This window comes from Mycobacterium sp. (genome assembly GCF_049673265.1).
GTDB lineage: Bacteria > Actinomycetota > Actinomycetes > Mycobacteriales > Mycobacteriaceae > Mycobacterium.
In genome coordinates this window covers 1-4,406 of sequence record NZ_JBATXN010000299.1, presented here as the reverse complement: position 1 = coordinate 4,406, position 4,406 = coordinate 1, and the positions used below count along the sequence as shown (strand labels likewise).

The window sequence follows — 4,406 nt, the reverse complement described above, 5'->3', positions numbered from 1 at the left end:
ATTCAGGGCCGCCGAAAGCGGGTCCGCCGAACGCTGGCCCGCCAGGAGCAGGTCCGGCCGGGGCGGGCTCGGCAGGAACGCTTGTGGGCGGACCGACCGGGATGGTGATGCCCGGGGCCACCTCGATGGACGGTTGCACCACGGTCTCCGGCGGCGGCGCCTGCACTCGCGGCGCCGGAGGCGGCGCCACCGGGGCTCCGGCGTACCCGCCGATCTCGCTCGGTTTGGGGAACGACTCGTTGCTGGTGCCCTTGAGGGCGCCGTCCATGGTTGCCTTCCAGATGTCGGCGGGCAGCCCCGAGCCGTACACCGGCGAACCCCATTTGTTGACCAGCGGTTCGTCGTCGCGCACCGTGCCCACCCACACCGCGGTCGACAGCGACGGGGTGTAGCCGACCATCCAGGCGTCCTTGTCGGCGTCGGTATCACCCAACTGCGTGGTGCCGGTCTTGGCCGCCGACGGCCGCCCACCGGCCAGCGCGTGACCGCGCGAATAGGAGGCGATCGGCTGCATCGCCGACGTGACGTTGTCGGCGACGTCCTTGGGGATCCGCTGTTCGCCGCCGTTGTTGGAGCTGGTCGCGTCGAACAACACGCGACCTTCGGAGTTGACCACCTTCTGCACGAAATGCGGTCGGTGATAGATGCCCGACGCGGCTAACGTGGCATACGCCGAGGCCATGTCGATCACCCGAGTCTGGTACTGGCCCAACACGATTCCGTTATTGGGCGGGCCGCCCTTGCCGTCTTCGGACAGCGTGTGCGCGACACCGGGGAAGCTGTCCGCGATGCCCGCCTGGTGCGCGGCTTTCGCGACATCGTCCGGGCCGTTTTTCAGCTTGAGCATCAGCCGGTAGTAGGAGGTGTTCAGCGACCGCTTGAGCGCCTCGGCGATATTGCAGGTTCCGCAGCCTTCGCCTTCGACGTTGGTGATCTTGATGCCGTTGACCGTCAGCGGTGAGCTGTCGATCTGGGTGCCCAGACCGATGCCCTGCTCCAGCGCGGCGATCAACGCGAACACCTTGAACGACGACCCGGTCTGCAGTCCGGCTTGAGCGAAGTCGAACCCGTGCGCATCGTCGCCGCCGTAATAGGCCTTCACGTCACCGTTGTGCGGGTCGATGGACACCACCGCGGTGCGCATGTCGGGTGCCTGGCCGTCCATGTACTTCGACACTGCGTTCTCGGCGGCTTTCTGCGCTTGCGGATCGATGGTGGTGGTGACCTGCAAACCCTGGGTGTTCAGCGTCTGCTCGTCGATGTTGAATAGCTCCAAGAGCTCTCTGGTGACCTGCCGTTCGATCAGCCCGTTGGGTCCGCTGATCTGGTATTGCGCACGGGCCTTCTCGGGCGGCACGGTCGGCGGAAACAACTGGGCCGCGCGGTCTTTCGGTGCCAGCGCGCCGATGTCCACCATCCCGTCGAGCACCCAGTTCCACCGCTCCTTAGCGCCCGGCAGGTCTACCGCGGGGTCAAGCGTCGACGGGCGCTGGATCAGCGCGGCCAGCAGGGCGCCGTCGGCCACGGTCAGTTGGTTGACGGGTTTGTCGAAGTAGGCTTTGGACGCCGCCGATATCCCGTAGGCGCCTCGACCGAAGTAAATGATGTTCAAATAGGCCTGCAGCACATCGTCTTTGGACCATTCCCCCGACATCTTCGTGGCGATGACGAGTTCCTTGGCTTTGCGGACCAGGCCGCCGACCCCGGCACGCTGCGAACCCACCAACGCGTTCTTGACGTACTGCTGGGTGATCGTCGAGCCGCCCTGGGTGTCGCCGCCGAAGATGTTGTTCTTCACCGCCCGCGCGAAGCCACTAAACGAGAAGCCGGGGTTGGTGTAGAAGTTGCGGTCCTCGGCCGCGATCACCGCCTGGCGGACATGCACCGGCACCTGGTCGATGCCAACGTCTTCGCGATTGCCTTCCGGCGGAACAATTTTGGCGAGCTCCGAGCCATCATTGGCCAGGATCGTCGAGACTTGGTTGGTGCGGATGTCGCCGGGTTTGGGGATGTCGACGATGAAGTAGGCCATCGCGAACGTGACGATCGGCAACAGCAACACAACCGCCGCGGCCACATAGAGCCCGCGACGCACCCAGAGCCAGTTGATGCGGCTCCAACCGATGCGCTGAACCCAGCCCCAGTCGGGCAGCGGCGGCTTCCGCGGCGGAGGACCGGGTGGTCGGCGGCCGCCGCCGGCCCCGCCGGTCGGTTGCTGATGACTTCGTGGCGGCGTGCGCTCCAGCGCAGCCGTGGCCAACTCCGGGTCGCGCCGCTCGGATGCTCGCGTCGGCGGGCGATCGCCCAGGGCGGCCTTGACCGCCTCGAGCGGATCCCGGTCGTCTCTGACCGGAGGCAGGATCGTGGTCATCCGGTCGTCGGGAGGAACCGCGGGGCGTTTGCGGGGCGGCGAGCCGGGCGAGTGTTTGGGCCCTTCGGGCCCACTATGGGCCCCTGACCCGTTGCGGGTACCAGCGGCCGAGTGGTCTTGCTCCCCTTCGTTATTCACTGGCCGTGCGCGCGCCGTTGCGTGCTGTCCGAGTGCGCTTGGGAGGGCGGGCCGTGCGCACCGCGCCGAGCACATACGACTTGACCAAGTGATTCCAGCTGCAGGTCCGACATACCTCCACCACGTGAACGGAGAACTCTTCGAAACGGGATGCGAGCATGACCAACTCTTCGGCGGTGCGCGCCGAACCGGACACTGCGCCCAGATGGTCGCCGAAAACCCACGACACCAGGGTGAGCTGTTCCTTCCGGCAGATGGGGCACGTCACCGCGCTGAGCTTCCCGTGGAACTTCGCGGCGCGCAGCAAGTACGGGTTGGCGTCACACACTTCGGAGACGCCGGTGCGCCCCGAATACACCTCGGCCAGCAGAGAGCGCCGCCGAAGCGCGTAGTCGACTACCTGTCGCTGCAATCGCACGATGACCAGAGTACGTCCGAAGAAACGATGCCGAGAGATGCCCCGGTCACTCCGTGTGCCTCAAGAAGCGGTGACGTCACCGACATGGGAGAGGAACCCCGACCGGATCGGCTCCTTCGGTCCGGTCGGCTCGTCGTCACCCAGCAGACCTCGCCGGGCGAGGATCGGGCGTACTCCCTCGCCGAAGATGTACGCCTCTTCCAGGTGCGGATAGCCGGACAGGATGAAGTGGTCGAGGCCCAGCTCGGCGTACTCGGTGATCCGGTCGGCGACCTCCTGGTGCGAGCCGACCAGCGCCGTGCCCGCACCGCCGCGGACCAGGCCGACGCCCGACCACAGGTTGGGGTAGATCTCCAACCGTCGGGCATCCGCCCCGCCAACGAAACCGCTGCCGCCACCGTGTAATTCGCGCATCCGCCGTTGACCCTCCGATTCCGAGCGGGCGAGCGACTGCTGGGCGGCGGCGACCGTCTGCGGGCTCAGTGCGCTCAGCAGCCGCTGCGCCTCCGACCAAGCCTGCTCGCTGGTATCCCGGGAGATGACGTGTACCCGGACGCCGTAGCTCAGCTCGCGACCCTCCGCGGCGGCCAGGCTGCGGATCCAGTCCAGCTTCTCGCTGACCTGCTCCGGCGGCTCGCCCCAGGTCAGATAGGTGTCGGCAAATCTGGCGGCGACCTGGCCGGCCGCCGGCGATGACCCGCCGAAGAAGACAGCCGGCAGCGGGTCGGGACGCCGCGCCAGCGACGCCTGCTCCACCGGCAGGTGTTCCCCTGCCACGGTGACCGGATCGTCGGAGGTCCACAGCCGACGGAGGATGTCGAGGAACTCGCTGCACCGCGCGTAGCGCGCCTCCTTCGCCAGGAAGTCGCCGAACGCCCGCTGCTCGGTGCTCTCGCCGCCGGTGACCACGTTCAGCAACAGCCGTCCCTGCGACTGCCACTGAAACGTGGCCGCCATCTGCGCGGCCAGCGTCGGGCTGATCAACCCAGGACGCAACGCCACCAAATACTTCAGCGACTCGGTACTGCCGATCAGCATCGCGGTGGTCAGCCAGGCGTCCTCGCACCATTGACCGGTGGGCGTGAGCACGGCCTCGAAGCCGTTGATCTCGGCGGCCTGAGCGAGCTGGATGAGGTAGCGCAGATCGGCAGGCCGGTCGCCGTGCATGTTGCTTCCGTGGCCGCCGGCGATCAGATTGCGCGAGTCGCCGTAGGTGGGCAGAAACCAATGAAGATGTATTGACACGCTATTTGTTTATGCCTGCTGCCGGCCCTGGCGAACAGGCTTGCAACCACAGTGATTACAACGCGGGTCAATCCCTCGTCCTGACGTCGGCGCCACGCACGGCTAAACAGAGCACGAACATCAGCTGGACGGCCGGAGTGGCGCCGAATATATCGGGCCGATACTATGACCCGAGACTGTTCCCCGACATAACTGTCGTTGTAACGGACTGAGCAAATCAGAGCAAAGGAGGTG

Annotated in this window: 3 protein-coding genes; all 3 read right to left on the bottom strand. The window is 66.4% G+C overall.

What is annotated here, in order from left to right; genetic code table 11:
• A partial coding sequence (locus tag WBF82_RS10455) for a transglycosylase domain-containing protein (RefSeq protein ID WP_424382966.1) occupies positions 1-2,509 on the bottom strand: 2,509 nt, incomplete at its 3' end.
• A complete protein-coding gene (locus tag WBF82_RS10450) occupies positions 2,502-2,927 on the bottom strand; it encodes a DUF5318 family protein (RefSeq protein WP_424382965.1) in 426 nt (141 codons plus the stop codon). The genes WBF82_RS10455 and WBF82_RS10450, both read right to left, overlap by 8 nt.
• A gap of 60 nt (positions 2,928-2,987) precedes the next feature.
• The gene (locus WBF82_RS10445) at positions 2,988-4,172 is read right to left on the bottom strand and encodes an LLM class flavin-dependent oxidoreductase (protein ID WP_424382964.1); all 1,185 of its coding nucleotides are present in this window, start codon (positions 4,170-4,172) and stop codon (positions 2,988-2,990) included.
• Positions 4,173-4,406 lie beyond the last annotated feature (234 nt).